The organism is Nonomuraea sp. NPDC050680 (assembly GCF_040654555.1).
Classification (GTDB): domain Bacteria; phylum Actinomycetota; class Actinomycetes; order Streptosporangiales; family Streptosporangiaceae; genus Nonomuraea.
In genome coordinates, this window is sequence record NZ_JBFAIF010000008.1 from 1 (window position 1) to 18484 (window position 18484).

Consider the following 18484-nt stretch of genomic DNA (forward strand, 5'->3'; position numbering starts at 1 on the left):
CCATGGGACGCTAATCCACTACCAGGATGGTAGTAAGTGCGGCGCGCGACCCAACGCCATGGGCGCGCCGCACACAACCCGCGGCGCCCCGGTCCCTCGTTCGAGGGGCCGGGGCGCCGTCGTGTGCGGTGGGGCGCCATACCGAAGGCACGTGAACCGAAGACACGTGAATAGCCATCACTTTCTGTAATTGCAATGCAACAATGAGTGCCATGCCGTCCCCCCGACATGACACCCTCATCAAACTGTTCGCCGACCGCCCTCAACTGGCGGTGGAGATCCTGCGTGACTTCCTGGGGGTGGACCTGCCCGCCACTCCGCTGGTCCGGCTGGAGAAGAGCACCTTCAACACCCGCCCTTCCGACGACATCGAGGCCGACCTGGTCCTCGTGATGGGACCACCACAAACGCCCGCCCACGCCATCATCGTGGAGATCCAGCAGGACAAGTCCAAGGATCCCCGGCAACTCGCCCGCTACGCCGCCGCCCTGTGGCTCATGCTGGGCTGCGACGTCTCAGTCCTGGTCATCTGCCCCGACCGCAGAGTCGCCGCCCACTACGCGCAGCCGATCGAGTCCGGACTGACCGGCTACCGCCTGCGACCCTGGGTACTGGGGCCGGACGACATCCCGGCCATCACCGACCCCCAAGAGGCCGCCGCCCACCCGCACCTCGCCGCCATGTCGGTCATGATCCACGGCCGCGACCGCAAGGTCATCGAGGCCTTTGCCGCCGCGCTGGCGGACGTGACCGACGAACACGCTCCGGATTACTATGAATACGCATACAGCATGTCCGCGCCCGAGATCCGCCGCCTCATGGAGGAGATCATGAAGTCCGCGTCCACTGAATGGCCGGTCTACAGCCCCTTCGCCCGCGAACACTTCGGCCGCGGCAAAGCGGAAGAGGCCGCCAGATCGGTGCTGCTCGTGCTCGCCGCTCGCGACTTCAACGTCCCCGACGACATCCACGCCCAGATCACCGCCTGCACAGACCTCGGCCAACTCGAAACCTGGCTCACCCGCGCGGCCACCGCCCAGACCCTCCAAGATCTGTTCAACGAACCAGGCTGACAGCGCCATAAAGAGCGACCTCGGCGGCAGGGCTCGCCGCAGAGTGACAAGCCCGCACGAAACGCGCGCGGGCTTCGATCAGCCGGTGCCGCCGGGAGAGATCAGGCCGGTCTCGTAGGCGACCACCACGGCCTGGACCCGGTCGCGCAGGTCGAGCTTGGACAGGATGCTGGCGACGTGGGTCTTCACCGTGGCCACGCTGAGGGTCAGCTGGTCGGCGAGTTCGGCGTTGCTCAGGCCGGTGGCGAGCAGGCGCAGCACGTCCAGTTCCCGGGGCGTCAGCTGGTGCAGATCGCGGTGGAGAGCGGGCTTCGCGCTGTCGCGGCGGGCGAAACGCTCGACCAGGCGGCGAGTGATGGTGGGCGCGAGCAGTGCGTCGCCGGAGCGCACCAGACGTATCGCGGCCACCAGGTGCTCGGGTGAGACGTCCTTGAGCAGGAACCCGCTCGCTCCTGCGGCGAGCGCGGCGTACACATAGTGGTCGAGGTCGTAGGTGGTCAGGATCAGCACGCGGGTCTCCTCATTGCCGCCCGCGAGGATCCTCCGGGTGGCTTCGAGGCCGTCCATCTGCGGCATCCGGATGTCCATGAGCACGACGTCGGGCCGGGTCCGGCGAACCACAGTGACGGCTTCGTCTCCGTTGGTGGCCTCGGCCGCCACTTCGATGCCGTTGGCGGCGAGGATCATGCGGAATCCCGTGCGTACCAATGCCTGGTCGTCTGCGATGACGGCGCGCAACCGCTCGGTCATGCGGTCCTCCACGGGACGCGGGCCTTGAGCCGGAATCCGGCCTCGGCCGTTCGTCCGGCGTCGAGGGTCCCGCCGTAGACGGCGAGCCGCTCGCGCAACCCGATCAGCCCCCTGCCGCCGCCGGCCCGCGGCCCGGCGCCGCGTGTCCCGCCGGTGTCGGTCACCTCGATCTCCAGCCAGTCGCCGTCATGGCCGATCGTCACGGACGCGGCGGCCCCGGGCGCGTGCTTGATCGTGTTGGTGAGGGCTTCCTGTACGACGCGGTAGGCGGCGAGGTCGATCCCGGGAGGTAGCGGCCCGGGCGGTGACGCCGCGACACGCACCGGCACTCCGGCGGCGCGGACTCGTTCCACCAAGCCGTCAAGCTGGTCGAGCCCGGGTTGCGGTTCGAGCCCGTCGCTGGGCCCGTCCAGGCGTTCGCCGCCCGGGCCGGCCAGCAGGCCCATGACATGGCGCAACTCGGCCATGGCGGCCCGGCCACCGGACTCGATCGCGAGCAGAGCCTGCTTCGACTGTTCCGGCTCCGCGTCCATCACGCTGCGGGCCGCACCGGCCTGAATCACCATCACGTTGACATTGTGGGTCACCACGTCGTGGAGCTCGGCGGCGATCCGGGAGCGCTCCTCCGCGACAGCCTCGCGCATGGCGTCCGCCTGCGCCCGCTGCAGCTCGGTGAGCCGGTACCGGCTGGCTCCTAGCTGTCGCCGCCAGAAACGGACGAAGCTCCCGAGAAGGCCGACACTCAGCAGGACGACGAACGGCCCCATCCAGCCCGGCAGCGCGGGTGCGATGTCCCCGAACCCGGCACCGGCGAGCCCGGCCACGAGCACCAGGCCGCCCATCGCCAGGATTCGGTTACGGCTGTGGGCGGCGGCACCGTACGCGGCGACAGCGCAGGTCAGCACCGTGATCCAGGTCGCGTCCGCCTGTGTGGCCCGCGCCGCCAGCAACACCACCCAGAAGGTGATGAGCGGGTACCGGCGCCGCGCCGCCAGCGGCAACGCCGTCAGCGCCACGAGGAACGCGGGCGCGTCGTGGGATGGAAGCCGGCCAAGGGCTGGGAACGGGCTGTTGGACAGGGCGCTGGGGAGTAGTGGGTGTTCGGCCGGGGGACCCGGTCGGAGCAGAAGGTGCTCGATCACTTCGAGCTGTTTCGCGGCAGGACCGATCGCTGGATACTCCGCCGCCACGGTCACCGCCAGGACAGTCAGGACGATCGCGACCACGACATCGGCGGCGAGTGCCCGGCGGGACAGCCTTGGGGGCCCGTCGCTGCTCCGTCCCGGCGCGTCCCGAGCTGAGTAGTCCTCGTTCAGCCGGCGGTACAGGTCGAGCACATGCCGCCACCACGGCCGTCGTTCTGTGGTCTCCACCGGCACATTGTCACGCCTGCCCTGTCCGTCCCACATCGGCCGTCGTGACGGGGCTTCACGGTCTTCGGGACTAGATCGCAGGGATGACCTGGTGGCCCCTCGTTCTCAGGCGCTACGTGATCTCGGCATCACGGCCGAAGCGCACAGGCAGGAGCGGCGCCTAATTTCGGTCCCGGCACGAGGGCCGGGGCCTCGACGATCGAGGCGCTGCTCATGACCATCCCTTCGAACCGCTGCTCAAGGAGGACATAGCGTGACTTCTGTCCTGCAGGCCCAGGCACTGGGCAAGAAGTACGGCAGACGCTGGGCGCTGCGCGAGTGCACCATCGACATACCGGCTGGCCACATCGTGGGGCTGGTGGGTCCCAACGGAGCCGGCAAATCCACGCTGCTGAAGCTGGCCAGCGGCCAGCTCGAGCCGAGTGCGGGCGGCGTCGCCGTGCTCGGCGGCCGGCCGGGCAGCACGCCCGCGCAGCTGGCCAAGGTCGGGTTCGTCGCCCAGGAGACCCCCGTCTACGCGAACCTGACCGTTGCCGAACACCTATCGTTGGGAGCTCGGCTCAACCCCCGCTGGGACGCCACCATGGCGCGGGAACGTATCGCGCGACTCGGGCTCGTCCCCGCGCATCGGGCGGGCAGGCTGTCGGGCGGCCAGCGCGCCCAGCTCGCTCTCACCCTGGGCCTGGCCAAGCGCCCCGACCTGCTGATCCTGGACGAGCCTGCGGCAGCGCTCGATCCGCTGGCCCGTCACGAGTTCATGCAGGGGCTGATGGAGGCCGCTGTCGAGCACCAGCTGAGCGTGGTGCTCTCCTCTCATCTGGTCTCCGACCTGGAACGGGTCTGCGACTTCCTGATCGTGCTCGTCGATTCCCGCGTCCAGATCGCCGGGGAGAGCGGCCAACTGCTGGCCACCCATCACCGGCTCACCGGCCCCCGCCACGATCCCGACCGGCTGCCCGGCGGCCGGCACGTGGTCTCCGCCCGGCACGCCGATGGGAAGAGCACGTTCGTGGTCCATGCCGAAGCGCCGATCGACGATCCCGCCTGGACGGTCAGCCGGCTCAGTCTGGAGGACCTCGTCCTGGCCTACATGGACAAGGGCACCGCCGAGCGCCGGCGGGTCGCCCTGGAGGTGCGGCGATGATCTGGTTGACCTGGCGGCAATCGCGCGGTTCGGCCGCGACGCTGGCCGCCGTCCTCGTCGTTCTCATCGCCGTGCTGGCCTTGACCGGGCCGGGTCTGGCCTCCCGCTACGGTGCCGGAATCGCCGGCTGCACCCCGGACAACACCTGCGACGACTTCTTCGACCGCTTCTTCGACGAGTACCAGCTCCCTTTCCTGGCCCTCACCCTCGTCGTGCTGATCCTGCCGGCGCTGGTCGGGCTCTTCTGGGGAGCGCCGCTGATCACCCGCGAGCTGGAGGCGGGCACGTACCTGCTGGTGTGGAACCAGAGCGTCACCCGCGGCCGCTGGCTGGCGGTCAAGCTCGGGCTCACCGGCCTGGTGGCCATGGCCGCCGCCGGCGTGTGCGGCCTCGTGGTGACCTGGTGGTCCGACCCGCTGGACAAGTCAGCCGTGCCGGAACTGGCCCAGATGTCTCCTTTGGTGTTCAGCGCGCGCGGCATCGCCCCGATGGGGTATGCGGCCTTCGCCTTCGTCCTCGGTGTGAGCGCGGGTGTGCTGGTGCGCCGCACGCTGCCCGCGATGGCCCTCACCCTGGTCGCTTTCGCCACGATCCAGCTCGCCATGCCGCTGCTGGTCCGGCCCCACCTGATGCCCCCGGTCACGTCGACCTTCGAGCTCGGCCGGACGAATGTGAACGGCCTCGTGCCGCAAGGGCAGGCAGGCGGCGGCACACAGGTCTTCCTGAGTACGTCGGCCGTTCCCGGCCACGCGGGCGCCTGGGTCCTGTCCAGCGACCTGGTCGATCCGTCCGGACGTACCGTCGTCGGCCGCGACGGAGCCTCGGGGCCGTCGTCGACGATCGCGCGGTCCGTCCCGGTCTCCACGACCTCGGGACCCTGCGCACCATCGGGAGGGCTGGGCACAGACGCTTGCACAGCGGAGATCAACCGGCTCGGCTACCGGCAGCAGGCGACCTACCAGCCCCTTGAGCGCTTCTGGCCCTTCCAGTGGATCGAGACCGGGATCTACGCCCTGCTCACCCTCGGCCTCACCTGGCGCTGCTTCCGGCGGGTACGGCGAGGCTTGTCATGACCGTCGCCAGGATCGCGGCCGCCGGGCTCGCCCTCCTCCTGGCGACGGCCTGCACCGCGCCGCCGCCGCCGCGCGGCCAGTCAAGCACGGCGGCCGGTACGGTCTGCGCGCCGCCCCACGGAACGCCCGGAGCTGAGACGCCCACCACGATCGACGTCATCGAGCAGGCGTACTTCTGCATCCTCGGCAACTACTACAGCGGCGCCACCCTGGACGCCCGCTCGCTACTGACCGCCGGATTCACCGCCCTGACCCAGGAGCTCGACCACCACGGACGCGACCTGCCCGGCGCCACCATGCCGGCGCTGACCGGCGACCGCAAAGCCGACTGGGCCGCCTTCGAGACCGTCTACCGCAAGATCACCGATCAAGTGCCCGACCTGCGCGACAAGCTGGCCATCGCCACCCTCGAAGCCATCGTGGCCGGCCTCGGCGACGACCACGCCGACTGGATCCACGGCGTCAAGCAGCCGCCGGACTACTACGACGGCGACGGCTACGGCCTAGGTCTCGAGGCGAACGTGGACGCTTCGCAGGCCGACGGCGACCTCGGCGTCGCCGTACCGCCGCTGTTCGTCACGACCGTGCTGGGTGGCGCGGCACGGGCCGCAGGGCTGCGCCCAGGCGACATCATCGAATCGATCAACGAATCGGCGCCCTTCATCGACGACCGGGCCACTCCCGCTATCACCGCCCTCTACCCGCAGTATCCGGAAGCGCGCCAGGTCCGGCTGCGGCTCCTGCGGAAAGGCACCGGACGCCGCTGGAGCGTGACGCTTCAGCCCGGTCTTTTCCAGCGGGACCTGGCCGCCCTGCAAGTGGTGCGGTCGAAGCTGCTGGACGACGACATCGCCTACGTACGGCTGACCGCGTTCGCGCCCGACTCAGCGGACCGGGTCCTGCGGGCGATCTCCCAGCTGCGCAAGGGCCGGACGCTGTCCGGCGTCGTGCTGGACCTGCGCGGTAACAGCGACGGCGGTCTCACGGAGGTGACCCGGCTGGTGAGCGCGTTCGTCCACGGCAAGGTCACCGCCTACCACTGCACCGTGGACGGCACGTGCGCGGCATCGCGAACCGACGACACCGTCGGGCTGCTCAACCTGCCACTGACGGTACTCACCGACCGCGGCTGCGCCTCAGCGTGCGAGCAGTTCGGCTCCGCGGTCAAGGATCTGCGCATCGGCCGGTTGGTCGGCACCAGGACCGCCGGTGTCGTCTCCGGCCCGGCTCAGGCGTACCTGCTCGCCGACAACACCCTGCTGAGCTTTCCCGCCAAACACCACCTGGGGCCCAACCGCGAGGTCATCGACCGGATCGGCGTGCCGCCCGACCACTACGTGCCCCTGACCCCGGAGGACACGGCCGCCGGGCGCGACCCCGCCCTGGCCAAGGCCCTGACCCTGCTGCACAAGTGAAGGGACATCTCCATGAGACAGACCCTGGTAGCCGCCGCGGTACTGGCCGTCCTCGCCGCGTCCGCCTGCTCCGCACCCGCGCCGCCCCGATCCGACGCCGTGTCCGCCGCGCCAGCCGGGCCTGCCACCCTGCCCGCCCCCACCGGCCCTCACTCGGTCGGCACCACCGTCCTGTACCTGAAGGACACCTCCCGCCCCGACCCCTGGAATCTCGACGCCGAAGCCAGAGAGCTCAAGGTCACCCTGTGGTATCCGACCAAGCAGCGCGACGGGCAGCGGGCTCCGTACATGACACCCAAGGAATCGGAGCTCCTCCTGAAAGGCACCCTGATTGCGAGCGCGCCGTACGACACGCTGAGCAAGACCCGCACGAACGCCATCGAAAACGCCGAACCCGCAGGCAAGACGCTGCCGCTGGTGGTGCTCTCCCCCGGCTTCACCAAGCCGATGAGCACCCTCACCTCCCTGGCCGAGGACCTGGCCAGCCGCGGGTACGTCGTGGCCGGCATCGATCACACCTACGAAAGCTACGCCACCACCTTCCCCGACGGGCACGTCGCCGAATGCCTCGCCTGCGACAGCAACTCCGATCCCGGCTTCGGCGCCGGGCTGGTCCAGGGCCGCGCCGCCGACGTCTCCTTCGTGCTCGACCAGTTGCCATCGCGGTGGGACGGTTCCGACCGGATCGACCGCTCCCGCATCGCCATGGTCGGCCAGTCGATCGGCGGGTCGAGCGCCATGGCGACCATGCTCGAAGACCGCCGAGTGCGGGCCGGAATCGACATGGACGGCACCGCATACGCCCGGATTCCCAAGAGCGGGTTCTCCCGGCCGTTCATGTTCCTGGGTTCGGCGCAGCACGTCTCCGGAGGTCCCGCCCCCACGTGGGACCGCGACTGGAAGCTGCTCACCGGATGGAAGCGCTGGATCGTACTGACGGGCACCGAACACCAGTCCTTCACCGACACCCCGCTGCTGTCGGACGCCCTCGGCATCAAACCGCTCCCTGGCGTCCTGCCGGCGGCGCGCACCGCCGAACTCACCCGCACCTACGTGGCGGCCTTCCTCGACCACCACCTGAAGTCACAGCGGCAGCCCCTCCTGGACAAGCCGTCGTCGCGCTACCCCGAGGCCAAGTTCTGCCCCGCGACCTGCGCTCATTCCTGAGGTCCGGAGGAGTGAGCCCCCGACCTATGTGGCCAGGGGCTCAAACGCGCAGATGGATGATCGGGTGTTGGACGGGAGGCTGAGTCAGAGGTCAAATTCACCTAGCCATACACCACCAATGAAGGCTTCCCACTCATCTGGGCGGAACGTGAGCAGGTCACGAACGCCGTGTCGCACACCGCATCCGGCGAGGCAGGCGGGTTCGTCACGGTGGAGGTCACCTCCCTGGATGCCGCGACGGCCTACATCGAAGTGATCGACGACGGGACGGCCATGGCCTTTCCCGAGGTGCGAAACGCCGACGCCGGCGACTGTGGCGGCCGGGGGCTATGGCTGGTCGAAACGTATACGGCCAGGTGGGGCGTGCGCGATGAGGGCTATAGACGGCGAGTGGTGTGGGCGGAGATGTCCACGAAGAACGGCACGCCTGCCTGTGCGGCAAGGATGTGAGGGCGCGAGATGAGGTGCACCGGCGTGTCCTGGACGGTTGATCAGGCGTGGTCTTCTCCCCACTGCAGGAGTCCGCACGCATCCCCCGCGCAGTCCCATGCCGAGCGATTGGCATGGAACGCACCCCGCGACAACGGCCGCCACGTGCGCGTCATCGCGTGGACCTGCGAGTGCGCCAGCCCCTTCTACGAGCTGTGCCAGGCGGGCGGCCAGCGGTTCATCCGACGCACTCGAAACGGGCCGAACGAGTGGATCGTTGATGAAAGCGACCGATGGCCTGCCGGGCAGGCGGAGGCGCAGTGGCACGCCTTGCTGGTCGGTCTTGTCCGCTGAGGAGAGGGGGCAGGCCGTACGAGATTGGCTTGGGTTGTCGGCGGGCGTGTAGAGCGACGGGCCCCACGAAACGCGCGCGAATAAATCGGTTGCGGCGAGCGCCAGACGAGGCATAGGGTCGGTGACATGCGCTTTTACCTGTAATTCGTTGGGGATGCCAATGCCCCGGCCACTCGGCCCCGCCCGGCGGTGTGTATGCCCGCCGACCTCGTCCAGACGCGGCAGCTGAGCTTGTCGACCGGCCCTGGCCGCGTCGTGAATTACGTAAAGGAGCCCTCATGCGAGTTCGTTCAGGCAAGAAGAAACACGGCAAGAACCTCCCCGGGCAGGAGATGCCGCCGGTGCCCCGGCAGATGCCGAGAATGCCGCAGCGGCCCATCGCGCCGCCCAGGCGGATCCCGTCCAAGGGACGCTAGTCCACTACCAGGATGGTAGTAAGTGCGGCGCGCGACCCAACGCCATGGGCGCGCCGCACACAACCCGCGGTGCCCCGGTCCCTCGTCGAGGGGCCGGGGCACCGTCGTTTCAGCACTACCGGGCAGGTTAGAGGCGTTCGATGATGGTGACGTTGGCCTGGCCGCCGCCCTCGCACATCGTCTGGAGGCCGTACCTGCCGCCCGTACGCTCCAGCTCGTGCAGCAGTTTGGTCATCAGGATCGCGCCCGTACCGCCCAGCGGGTGGCCCAGGGCGATGGCGCCGCCGTTGGGGTTGACGGTGGCCGGGTCGGCGCCGAGCTCCTTCATCCAGGCCAGCGGCACCGGCGCGAACGCCTCGTTGATCTCGGTGACGGCGATGTCGTCGATCGACATGCCGGCCTTGTCCAGTGCCCGCCGCGTCGCCGGGATCGGCGCGGTCAGCATGTACACCGGGTCGTCACCCATGAGCGCGAGCTGGTGGATGCGGGCGCGCGGGGTCAGTCCGTGGTCCTTCACGGCCTGCGCCGAGGCGATCAGTACCGCGCCCGAGCCGTCGGAGATCTGCGACGCGGTGGCGGCGGTGATCTGGCCGTCCTCCTTGAGCGTCTTCAGCCCGGCCATCTTCTCCAGCGTCGTGTCCGCCCGTGGCCCCTCGTCGTCGGAGACGTCGTTGACGGGCGCGATCTGGTCCTTGAAGTAGCCGTTCGCGATGGCCTTGGCGGCCCGCTGGTGGGATTCGAAGGCGTACCGCTCCAGTTCCTCGCGCTTGAGGCCCCACTTCTCGCACATCAGCTCCGCGCCGCGGAACTGCGAAATTTCCTGCTTTCCGTACCGCTCGACCCACATGTCGCCGAACGGGAACGGCATGCCCTTCTCCAGCGCGGCCGTGATCGACGAGCCCATGGGGACAATGCTCATCGACTCGACGCCGGCCGCCACGACCAGGTCCTGGGTGCCGGACATGACGCCCTGCGCCGCGAAGTGGATCGACTGCTGCGAGGAGCCGCACTGCCGGTCGATGGTGACACCGGCCGTGGTCTCCGGCAGTCCCGCAGAGAGCCAGGCATTTCGCGCGATGTCCATGCTCTGGGGGCCGAACTGCATGACGCACCCCATGATGACGTCCTCCACCGCGGTGGGGTCGACGCCAGTGCGGTCGATCAGCGCCTTCAGAGTGTGAGCGGCCAGGTCAGTGGGGTGGACGGTGGAAAGGCCGCCCTTCTTCTTGCCGACCGGGGTGCGAACCGCCCCGACGATGTACGCCTCTGCCACAGTGCCTCCTGAAACCGAGCATTGTTCGGTTATTAGGGAGAGACTACAACAGAACGATGCTCTACGCCCCGTCACCCTGGGGGCAGAAGGTCCTCCACCGCGTCGATCCGGAACCGCCACCGGTCCACGATCAGCCCGTTCAGCGCATCCGCCAGACGCAGCGCGAGCGCGCCGACCTTCTCGGGGTCGTCGCCGCGCAGCTCGATCGCGGTCAGCTCGGTGGCGAAGGGCAGAAGCTCTTGTACGGCGGGCGGACGGCCCTTTTCCGGGACCACGAGGACTCGTATGTCGCCGACCGTGTAGAGGAAATCGTCCTGCTTGTCGTCTTCGCCAGCAACGCCAGAGATGTCGGCCACCTCGGCGACCTCGGCAACCGCTTCAGCCTCGGCGTCGGCACCTGTTTCAGCCTCGGTCTCGGTGTCGACAGCCGTATCCGCAGCCGCGTCGGTCTCTGTGGTCGTTGCGTCGGTAGCGGTGGGGTCCTCGGGCGCGGTGTCCGTAACGCTGTTGGCCTCGTCGCCTACGTCGGCCTTGGGGCTGTCGTCGAGAGCGCTCAGTACCGTCCGCAGTTCGTCCGCCGTCGGCCGTTCCGGAAGGATCACCGCTGGGCCGCCACGGTCGCTGTCGGCGGGATCGGTCACCTCACCCCGGCACACGGCCAGCCCGCCGAGGCGGAAGGCGATCCCCTCGGCCAGGTAGCGGTCGAAGTAGTCGAACGGCAGCGGGCCTTCCGCCACCACCCGGCAGGCCCACACCTGTTCCAGCTCGCCGCCCACCAACTCGGGCTCGGCCTCGACCGGGACGTGCACCCGGACGTCCAACGCCACGATGTCGGCGCCGTCCTCGCGGGCCTCCGGGTCTGCCAGCCGTACCAGTCGCAGGAGATCTGCCTGGCTCGGCTTGGCGGGCAATGCCGCCGTCGGGCCAGTACGCAGTCTCCGCTTAGCCATCCAGCCCATGACGCGCCTCCGCGTTCAGCCTCGATAGGAGCTTGTCATCGTCGCATAGACGATGATGTTGTCGGTGTAGTGACCGATGCTGCGGTTGTACGTGCCGCCGCAGGTGATGAGGTGGAGCTGGGCGTTGGCGTTGGCCTGGTTGCCGTAGACGCGCTGGGTGGGGAACGTCTTCTTGCTCGCCTGCTCGACGCCGCCGACGGTGAACACCGCGGTCGTACGGTCCTGCCGCTTGACCTCGATGGTGTCGCCGTTGCGGATCTCGTACAGGCGGCTGAAGACGGCGCTGCGCGTCCGGGTGTCCTTGTGCCCGAGCATCACGGCCGGACCGGCTTCGCCGGGGGTGGACATGTTGCGGTACCAGCCGACCAGGTTGGGGTTGTCGGCCGCCGGCACCTGGATCGTCCCGTCCTTGGCGAGCCCGAGGGACTCGACCGGGGCGTTGATCCCCAGCCGCTTGATCACGATCCGCTGTGGGGTGGACGGCAGCATCGCGGGCGCCGGGTCCGGCAGCGGGAGCGGCGGCGGCACCGTGGGGGCCGCCTTGAACAGGGCCTGAGCCGGCTGTCCCGTCGTCTTGCCGTCGGGCTGCACGGTGACGGGCAGCGTGTCCCGCTGGCTGGCCAGGCCGTACTCCTCGGGCGAACGGAGCACGATCAGCAGCCCGGCCACCACGGTCACCACCCCGGCCACAGCGGCGAGGATCAGCACCGACCTGAGTACGGTGCTGCCCCTGTCCTGCGGCGGCTCGCCCCCGTAGGGGTACTGTCCGGCCACCTCGATCAGCCTCTGGTGGCGGAACGGCGACGCATCACGAGTCCTCCAACACCGGCGGCGAGTATCAGTGCGGATCCGGTCAGCACGACCATCCTGCCGTCGGGACCCATGTCACCGCCACCACCTGTGTCGGCTCCGGCCTTGGGAGTCTTGGAGCTCTTGGTGGTGGTCTTCGTCGCGTGGGGGGTCTTGGTGACGGTGAGGGTGGTCGTCTTGGTGGGCTTGGGGGTGGGGGTGGGTGTCGGCGTGGGGGTGGGGGTGGGGGTGGTGCTCGGGGTGGAGGTGCCGGTGGGAGTGCCGGTGGGAGTGGCGGTCGCGACGACCAGGTTTGCGGAGGGGCCACCGCCTGCGGTCTGGGGGGCGCAGTTGTACCACGCAGCGTTGTTGACCTTGACCGCGAACGCGTCTCCCTTGATGGCGACGGTTCCCGCCACAGTGGGGGTGACCACAATCGCCATGGTGGGAATCGGCATGGGCGCACCTGAAGCGATCGTGGTCGTCACGGTCGTCGTCCCTGTGGCCAGGACTTGGCTCGAAGGGACGGGGCTTCCGGTTGGCGTGATGGTCGCCTCTGCGGCGAAGGTGGCTGTAGGCGTAATCGCTGTGGGCACCGCGAGCGGCGATGTGGCGGGCTGCATGACGCGCCAGCTCACTGTGGCGGCGACGTGTGGAACGGCCAGCGTTGGCGTCGCTATCTCCATGCTGAACGGCACGGTGATAGTCGGTGCACTCGTAGGCGCTACTTGAGCGACCGGAGTGCAGACATACCGCTTCTCAACCGGTGTGGCCATCGCGGCCACCGCCGGAACCACCCAGAAGATACCCGCACCCGCTAAGGCCAGGCCAGATGCCTTGAGGGCGAGGCGGTGCCTCGCCTTGGACGTCAGCACTGTCCTTCTCCGTTTCAGCGCAGTATCAACAGGCGTACCAGGATCCCAGCCGTTGGTCACGGTCAGGTAGCGATGATACGAACTCTCCCTGTGAAGTTCCCGTAAACCCTACAAGCAAGCACTTGCCCGCCGTTCACCCCTTCTTCTTGGACAGGGTGGCGTACACGATGATGTTGTCCGTGTAACTGTGGGCCGTCTTGTTGAAGACGCCCCCGCAAGTGATCAGCCTGAGCTGCGCGTTCTTCGTGTTCCCGTACACCCGAGCCGTCGGGAACGAGGACTTGCTGACCTGCTCGACCCCACTCACCGTGAACCGCGTCACCTTTTTGTCCGACCGGTACACGTAGATCTGGTCCCCCTTGGCCACCTCGGAGAGCCGGTAGAACACCGCCGCGCCCTTCTTGGTGCTCACGTGGCCGTTGATCACCGCGGGCCCCAGCTCACCCGGGACCGGCGAGAACTTGTACCAGCCAGTGAGGCCGGGCTTCGTCAGCGGCGGGGTCGTGAGGTTGCCCTTGAGGTCGACGGTGACCGAGCCGATGGTGGCATTGACCTTGATCTTGGGGATCTTGATGCGGTACGGCTTCGCCTTCTTGGCCTTGGTCTTGGCCGGCGGGATGGCCGCGACGACCGGGGCGGCGGCCAGCGGGGGCGGCGCGTCGAGGCGGGCGGGGGTCAGCGGCACGTTCTTGCCGCCGGGGCCCACGGTCGGGGGCAGGACGAAGGCGCCTGCCGCGTTCTGGATCTGGACCGTGTCGCCCGGCTGCGCCTGCGGCCCGGGACCCGAGCCGTCGTCCACGGTCGGCGCCAGCGACAGCAGGCCGACCATGATGGCGCCCACCCCGCCCAGCGACCCGGCGATCAGCAGCCCGGGAAGTGCCCTGTTCAGCAGCGGCTTCTGCTCGGTCATGACTCAACTCCTCCGGCGTGCTCGGCCTTGCGCCGCCGTAGCAGCAGCCCTCCTGTGGCGCTGCCCATGAGCAGCATCGAACCGCCCGCGATCAGCCCGTACGACCCGCCGCCCGGCGGCTCAGGCGCCTCACCGGAATCGACCCCGCCCTTGGGTGTCTTGGCGACCTGCGCCTTGACGTACGTGGTCTTGGTCGTGGTCGGTTTGGGGGTAGCCGTGCTCGGACTGGTGCGTACGGTCCCCGGTATCACGCTCACCAGGCCGTCGTTCGTCCCCGGCGGGTTGTTGTGCGGGAGCGTGGGGGTGGGCGTGGTCGGGCCCGGGGTCGGCGAGCCGCCGGGACCGGTCGGGGTGGGCGTGGTCACCGTGGGGCTCGGCGAGGTGGGGGTCGGCGAGGTGGGGGTGGCGCCGGGCACCGTTACGTCGATGGCACCGGGGTCGTTCTGCAACGTGCACAGGGCCTGGTCGTGGGTCGGCGGCTCGTCCAGGTTGGCGGTGCTCACCCGGAAGGCGTCCACGTTGGCGACCTTGGACTCGGTGTTGATGATCTCGATCGTGTGGGGCCCGTAGGCGAGCACTGGTGACTTCCAGAGGTCTTCCTGGGCTCTGGAGCCGGTCATGTCGCTGCCGTCGCGGTCCTTGCTCGGCTTGACCAGCCCGTCGGTCACGGTGTCGCCGTCGAGGAGCACGCGCACGTCACCGAGGTCCCGGTCCCGCCGGCCGATGTAGGTGACCTGCGTGCCGGAGAAGGACAGCTTCGCGCTCTCGCCCTGCTGGTCGGTCGTGTGCAGGTCGTAGAGGTAGTCGCCGAACTCTTTCTCGGTGTTGATCCGATGCCAGCCACTGGAGTAGGTGACGCTCTTGTGGTTGTTGATCATCACTTCGCCCTCGGCGGGCTGGAACCGGACGACCAGCCCACCCGGCCTGACCCGGATGGTGCCGGTCCGCTTCACCAAGCCCGCGTCCGACAGCCCGTCGGGGAGCACCAGCTGGTCGCCGGGCACCAGTTCGTCCTGGTCCTTGCTGCCCTTCGGGCGGAGCTGACCGTTCCAGGCGCCGGTGATGTCGACCACGCCTTCCAGGTTCAGCGTTGACCCTGCCTCGAAGAAGCCCGGCGAACCGAACCGGTGTAGGCCCTGGTACTTCAGCGCCCAGCCGACGTCCAGCATGCCGCCCGCGGCGATCCTGGGCGTGATCGTGGCCTCCAGCTGCACGCCCGCCCCGGCGACACCACCCGTGCAGAGGTACTTCGCGACGAGCGAGGACTCCGCCGACCCTGAGGGGGATGACACCACGAACGCGGCTGACGCCGCCATGCCGACCGATGCGGCGATGAACGCCTTACTCCACCGATTCACGGCACACTCCGATCAACACAGTAGGCCGAAGGTCGATCTTAGGGTCGATATCCGCCGAACACCGCCACTACCGACACTTGTGATGAACCCGTGTCCGCCTCTCGCAAACCGGCAACAGAATCGTATTCTGTCCAGCACGACCACCCCCCGCTTGGAGGCGACCGATGCGGCGAGACCTCTTCGACGAGGAGCACCTGCTCTTCCAGGAGACCGTGCGCGAGTTCATGGCTCGTGAAGTCGTGCCACACCACGGCCAGTGGGAGAAGGACGGCATCGTCCCGCGTGATGTGTGGAAGAAGGCCGGGGAGATCGGCCTGTTCGGGTTCTCCGTCCCCGAGGAGTACGGCGGAGCCGGTGTCACCGACTTCCGGTTCAACGCGGTCATCGTCGAGGAGATCATCCGGCACGGCGCGTCAGGGCTCGGGTTCGGGCTGCACAACGACATCATGGCGCCGTACCTCGTCGACCTGACCGATGAGGAGCAGAAGCGGCGCTGGCTGCCCGGGTTCGTCAGCGGTGAGCTCATCACGGCGATCGGGATGACCGAGCCGGGCGCCGGGAGCGACCTGCAGGGGGTCAGGACGACCGCGGTCCGCGAAGGCGATCACTACCTGGTCAACGGGCAGAAGACGTTCATCACGAACGGGATCAACGCCGACCTCGTCGTGGTGGTCGCCAAGACCGATCCCGCGGGTGGGGCGCGCGGCACCACGCTGCTGGTCGTCGAGCGGGGCATGGAGGGGTTCGGACGGGGTCGCAATCTCGACAAGATCGGGATGAAGGCGCAGGACACGGCCGAGCTGTTCTTCGAGAACGTCCGCGTCCCCGTGGCCAACCGGCTCGGCGCCGAAGAGGGCCAGGGCTTCTTCCAGCTCATGAACAACCTGCCGCAGGAACGGCTGTCCATCGCGGTGGCGGCGGTCGCGGCGGCGGAGACGGTTCTGGAGCAGACCATCGAGTACTGCAAGTCCCGCCAGGCTTTCGGGCGGAATATCGGGTCCTTCCAGAACACCCGGTTCGTCCTGGCGGAGCTGGCCACCGAGACGGAGATCGCCCGCCACTACGTGGACAAGTGCATCCGGGCGCTCAACGCCAAGGAGCTGACCGTGGTCGACGCCGCCAAGGCCAAGTGGTGGACCACCGAGCTCCAGAACAAGGTCATCGACCGCTGCCTCCAGCTGCACGGCGGCTACGGCTACATGATGGAGTACCCGGTCGCCAAGGCGTGGATCGACAGCCGCGTCCAGACCATCTACGGCGGCACCACCGAGATCATGAAGGAGATCATCGGAAGATCCTTCGGGTTCTAGAATCCGGACGCATGACGCGCGGGAAGCGCCCCGGCACCGCATACTGGTCAGCATGTACGGCGGCCTGATCCTGCTGGTTTTCCTGGCGTTGCTGTTCGCCTGGGGGCTCAACCGCGTGCGCCGCGTGTTGCGCCTGGGGCCGGTCGGCTACGCCGGGGTGATGATCGTCTTCATCATCGTCATGCTGCTCATCTACGGCCAGACGTTCCGCTAGCCGGGGAGTCCCTCGACGAAGCGGGTGAGGAGCCGCGCGAACTCCGCGCGCTCCGCGTCCGACCATCCCGCCATCGCCTCGGCGAACGCCGCCTGCCGACCGCGATGCGCCTGCTCCAGCGCCGTCCGGCCGGCACCGGTCAGCACGAGCAGCGCCCGGCGCCCGTCGGCCTGGTCCGCCTGCCGCTCCACCAGGCCGGCCGCGACGGCCGCCGCCACCAGCCTGCTCGCCCTCGGCTGGTCGACCGAGAGCGCGTCGGCCACCGTGGAGACGGTGGCGGGCGCGCTCGCGGACTCGATCACGTCGAGCACCTCGAACTCCGGGCCCGGCGCGCCCTGCAGCCGCGCCAGCGCGCGCCTGCTCTGCCTGCGCCTGATGGCGACCATCGCGCGCTCGACCGCTGCAACTTCATTGTCAAAATACATATAGTTGCTATTATACATCCATGACCCGAAGAATCGGTTTCCTCCTGAAGCATGTCCACGCCCTCCTTGAGGACACGATGGACCGCGCGCTCCACGACCATGAGCTCTCGCGCCGCCAATGGCAGGCACTCAACGCCGTGGCCGAGGGCGACGACCCGTACGAGGCGCTGAAGGCGTTCGACTGCGTCGGCGACGCGGTGCGCGAGCTGACCGCCAGGGGATGGATCACCGGCACCACCCTCACCGAGGAAGGCGAGACGGCCCACGCGGCGGTCCACGCTCGCGTGATGGAGTTCAGGCAGCTCGCCAACCAGGGCGTGAGCACGCAGGACTTCCAGACCACCCTCGCGGTGCTGAACCAGATGGCCGCCAACCTCGAAGCCGCCTAACCGCCGCTGCCGTCCAGCAGCACCCGGGCCACCAGCCCGGGATCGTCGCTCATCGGCACGTGACCGCAGCCCTTGAGCAGCTTGACCCGCTGCCCCGACCACCTGGCGGCGCGTACGGCCTGGCGGCGCGGCAGCAGCCGGTCGTGCTCGCCCCAGGCGATCGTGATGGGCGACTTGGGCGGCGCGGGCGGCATCACCCCGGCGAACGCCTCCAGCGTCTCGTCGAAGCCGGGCGCACCGCCCAACGCCTGGGTGGCGGCGATCAGCGCCGTCGGCGACAGCCGGGACGGATGGGCCACCAGAAGTCCCGCCGACAGGGCCCGGCCGAGGGGGTTCTCGGCGAGCCTGATGGCCTGCTCCGGCGGCAGCGACCTGGCCGTGGCCCGCAGCGCGCGCAGCACCGACCGGCAGTACAGCAGCTCGGAGCGCGACCAGAAACCCGCGGGCGACAGCGCGGTGGCGGAGCGGACCACGCCGCGCGAGGCCAGCTCCAGCGCGATGTAGCCGCCGAGCGAGTTGCCCGCCACGTGCGGCTCGCGCACCCCGAGCAGCGCGCAGAACGACTCGACCGCGTCGGCGAGCGACTCCGCGGTGTACGGCGTGCCGTCGGGCAGGCCGGGCGAGACGCCGAAGCCGGGCAGGTCGATGGCGATGACGGTGCGCGAGGCGGCGAGGCGGTCCATGACCGGCAGCCATGCCTGCCAGTGGTGCCCGATGCCATGCAGGAGGATCAGTGGCGCGCCGGTGCCGCGACGCTCGAAGGCCAGGTCCATGGCGTCGAGCTAATC

21 protein-coding genes are annotated in these 18484 nt (G+C 68.9%); 11 read left to right on the forward strand and 10 right to left on the reverse strand.

Annotated elements, in window-relative coordinates; genetic code table 11:
* Positions 1 to 212: 212 nt before the first annotated feature.
* Entirely contained in the window at positions 213 to 1073 is an 861-nt protein-coding gene (locus tag AB0H88_RS25975; protein ID WP_357648652.1) for a hypothetical protein, read from the forward strand.
* 78 nt (positions 1074 to 1151) lie between these two features.
* Here the strand turns inward: AB0H88_RS25975 and AB0H88_RS25980 are convergent, their stop codons facing one another.
* Complete coding sequence (locus tag AB0H88_RS25980) at positions 1152 to 1823, reverse strand: response regulator transcription factor (RefSeq protein WP_357648654.1); 672 nt, start codon at positions 1821 to 1823, stop codon at positions 1152 to 1154.
* Complete coding sequence (locus AB0H88_RS25985; protein WP_357648656.1) at positions 1820 to 3196, reverse strand: histidine kinase; 1377 nt, start codon at positions 3194 to 3196, stop codon at positions 1820 to 1822. The genes AB0H88_RS25980 and AB0H88_RS25985 overlap by 4 nt, the downstream gene beginning before the upstream one ends.
* Positions 3197 to 3449: 253 nt before the next feature.
* Here AB0H88_RS25985 and AB0H88_RS25990 point away from each other — a divergent pair, with 253 nt between their 5' ends.
* The 6 genes from AB0H88_RS25990 to AB0H88_RS26015 all read left to right on the forward strand — a co-directional run bounded on the left by AB0H88_RS25990 (position 3450) and on the right by AB0H88_RS26015 (position 9194).
* The gene (locus AB0H88_RS25990; protein ID WP_357648658.1) at positions 3450 to 4340 is read left to right on the forward strand and encodes an ABC transporter ATP-binding protein; all 891 of its coding nucleotides are present in this window, start codon (positions 3450 to 3452) and stop codon (positions 4338 to 4340) included.
* The gene (locus AB0H88_RS25995; RefSeq protein ID WP_357648660.1) at positions 4337 to 5413 is read left to right on the forward strand and encodes an ABC transporter permease; all 1077 of its coding nucleotides are present in this window, start codon (positions 4337 to 4339) and stop codon (positions 5411 to 5413) included. Before AB0H88_RS25990 ends, AB0H88_RS25995 begins: the two co-directional genes overlap by 4 nt.
* Complete coding sequence (locus AB0H88_RS26000; protein WP_357648662.1) at positions 5410 to 6828, forward strand: S41 family peptidase; 1419 nt, start codon at positions 5410 to 5412, stop codon at positions 6826 to 6828. Before AB0H88_RS25995 ends, AB0H88_RS26000 begins: the two co-directional genes overlap by 4 nt.
* A 12-nt stretch (positions 6829 to 6840) precedes the next feature.
* Entirely contained in the window at positions 6841 to 7995 is a 1155-nt protein-coding gene (locus AB0H88_RS26005) for an alpha/beta hydrolase (RefSeq protein WP_357648664.1), read from the forward strand.
* A gap of 168 nt (positions 7996 to 8163) precedes the next feature.
* Positions 8164 to 8445, forward strand: a complete 282-nt coding sequence (locus tag AB0H88_RS26010) for a hypothetical protein (protein WP_357648666.1) — start codon at positions 8164 to 8166, stop codon at positions 8443 to 8445.
* A 611-nt stretch (positions 8446 to 9056) separates the two neighbouring features.
* Positions 9057 to 9194, forward strand: a complete 138-nt coding sequence (locus AB0H88_RS26015; protein WP_357648668.1) for a hypothetical protein — start codon at positions 9057 to 9059, stop codon at positions 9192 to 9194.
* A 127-nt stretch (positions 9195 to 9321) separates the two neighbouring features.
* Here the strand turns inward: AB0H88_RS26015 and AB0H88_RS26020 are convergent, their stop codons facing one another.
* From AB0H88_RS26020 to AB0H88_RS26035, 4 genes are all read right to left on the reverse strand, one after another.
* Complete coding sequence (locus tag AB0H88_RS26020) at positions 9322 to 10467, reverse strand: acetyl-CoA C-acetyltransferase (protein ID WP_357648670.1); 1146 nt, start codon at positions 10465 to 10467, stop codon at positions 9322 to 9324.
* A 71-nt stretch (positions 10468 to 10538) separates the two neighbouring features.
* A complete protein-coding gene (locus AB0H88_RS26025) occupies positions 10539 to 11417 on the reverse strand; it encodes a hypothetical protein (protein WP_357648672.1) in 879 nt (292 codons plus the stop codon).
* A 24-nt stretch (positions 11418 to 11441) separates the two neighbouring features.
* A complete protein-coding gene (locus AB0H88_RS26030) occupies positions 11442 to 12200 on the reverse strand; it encodes a class F sortase (RefSeq protein WP_357648674.1) in 759 nt (252 codons plus the stop codon).
* A 5-nt stretch (positions 12201 to 12205) separates the two neighbouring features.
* A complete protein-coding gene (locus AB0H88_RS26035) occupies positions 12206 to 12673 on the reverse strand; it encodes a hypothetical protein (protein WP_357648676.1) in 468 nt (155 codons plus the stop codon).
* On the opposite strand from AB0H88_RS26035, the gene AB0H88_RS26040 reads away from it, so the two are divergent.
* Positions 12672 to 12947, forward strand: coding sequence for a hypothetical protein (locus AB0H88_RS26040; protein ID WP_357648678.1), 276 nt, complete (start codon positions 12672 to 12674; stop codon positions 12945 to 12947). The genes AB0H88_RS26035 and AB0H88_RS26040 overlap by 2 nt on opposite strands.
* A gap of 276 nt (positions 12948 to 13223) precedes the next feature.
* Here AB0H88_RS26040 and AB0H88_RS26045 read toward each other — a convergent pair whose 3' ends face one another.
* Both AB0H88_RS26045 and AB0H88_RS26050 read right to left on the reverse strand, forming a co-directional pair.
* On the reverse strand, positions 13224 to 14000 hold the full coding sequence (locus tag AB0H88_RS26045; protein WP_357648679.1) for a class F sortase: 777 nt from the start codon (positions 13998 to 14000) through the stop codon (positions 13224 to 13226).
* Positions 13997 to 15358 (reverse strand): hypothetical protein, encoded by a 1362-nt coding sequence (locus AB0H88_RS26050; RefSeq protein ID WP_357648681.1) that lies wholly within the window; start codon positions 15356 to 15358, stop codon positions 13997 to 13999. The genes AB0H88_RS26045 and AB0H88_RS26050 overlap by 4 nt, the downstream gene beginning before the upstream one ends.
* Positions 15359 to 15522: 164 nt before the next feature.
* On the opposite strand from AB0H88_RS26050, the gene AB0H88_RS26055 reads away from it, so the two are divergent.
* Both AB0H88_RS26055 and AB0H88_RS26060 read left to right on the forward strand, forming a co-directional pair.
* Positions 15523 to 16668: an acyl-CoA dehydrogenase family protein gene (locus tag AB0H88_RS26055; protein ID WP_357648683.1), complete on the forward strand. Its 1146-nt coding sequence runs from the start codon at positions 15523 to 15525 to the stop codon at positions 16666 to 16668.
* A gap of 52 nt (positions 16669 to 16720) precedes the next feature.
* On the forward strand, positions 16721 to 16882 hold the full coding sequence (locus AB0H88_RS26060) for a hypothetical protein (protein ID WP_225294066.1): 162 nt from the start codon (positions 16721 to 16723) through the stop codon (positions 16880 to 16882).
* Here AB0H88_RS26060 and AB0H88_RS26065 read toward each other — a convergent pair.
* The gene (locus AB0H88_RS26065) at positions 16879 to 17307 is read right to left on the reverse strand and encodes a MarR family transcriptional regulator (protein ID WP_357648685.1); all 429 of its coding nucleotides are present in this window, start codon (positions 17305 to 17307) and stop codon (positions 16879 to 16881) included. The two genes, AB0H88_RS26060 and AB0H88_RS26065, sit on opposite strands and share 4 nt — an antisense overlap.
* A 20-nt stretch (positions 17308 to 17327) precedes the next feature.
* Here AB0H88_RS26065 and AB0H88_RS26070 point away from each other — a divergent pair, with 20 nt between their 5' ends.
* On the forward strand, positions 17328 to 17696 hold the full coding sequence (locus tag AB0H88_RS26070; protein WP_357648687.1) for a MarR family transcriptional regulator: 369 nt from the start codon (positions 17328 to 17330) through the stop codon (positions 17694 to 17696).
* Here the strand turns inward: AB0H88_RS26070 and AB0H88_RS26075 are convergent.
* Positions 17693 to 18469: an alpha/beta fold hydrolase gene (locus AB0H88_RS26075; RefSeq protein ID WP_357648689.1), complete on the reverse strand. Its 777-nt coding sequence runs from the start codon at positions 18467 to 18469 to the stop codon at positions 17693 to 17695. The genes AB0H88_RS26070 and AB0H88_RS26075 overlap by 4 nt on opposite strands.
* Between the last annotated feature and the right edge of the window lie 15 nt (positions 18470 to 18484).